The sequence below is a fragment of the Streptomyces hazeniae genome (assembly GCF_031845485.1).
GTDB classification, from domain to species: Bacteria; Actinomycetota; Actinomycetes; order Streptomycetales; family Streptomycetaceae; genus Streptomyces; species Streptomyces hazeniae.
The window spans coordinates 1-464 of the sequence record NZ_JAVREQ010000159.1 but is presented as its reverse complement, the minus strand read 5'-3'; the positions used below and the strand labels follow the sequence as shown (position 1 = coordinate 464).

Annotated in this window: 1 pseudogene; it reads right to left on the bottom strand. The window is 66.6% G+C overall.

What is annotated here, in order from left to right:
* Positions 1-280: pseudogene (locus RM572_RS29095) on the bottom strand (catalase); the annotation flags it as partial.
* Between the last annotated feature and the right edge of the window lie 184 nt (positions 281-464).

Sequence of the window (464 nt, the reverse complement as noted above, 5' to 3'; positions counted from 1 at the left end):
GCTTGAACACCGCCGCGCGACTCACCTCGGCGCCTGCGCCCGTGCTGGTGAACGTTCCGGTCGCGGCCAAGCCTTTGGCGTGGTTGCGCCGGAAACCGTCGTGACGGCCGTTGATCTGTTCGAAGCGGTCGGCGAAATCCGCCGGAGTCAGCGCACTGGGCCGCAGCAAGCCCGCCGCCTCGGCGAGACCGCCGACACCGACCGCCGCGACACCGCCGACCGCGGCCAGACCGAGCAGTGCTCTCCTGCGGTTGAGCGCCGGAACGTCATCGGATTCCATCCTGGTCGCACTCCCCTTCGCCGCTGGACTTCCTCCAGTGTGAAACGGTATGCGGCCGCCCGCCGTTCATTCGGCCGAACGCGGTGCCGAGTCTGTGTGTCGGCTGCCATGCAACCGCAGAAGTCTGTGAATAAAAGGAAGTCCAGGTGTGCCCGAGGTCGGCCAAATGCCTATACCGTCGTGA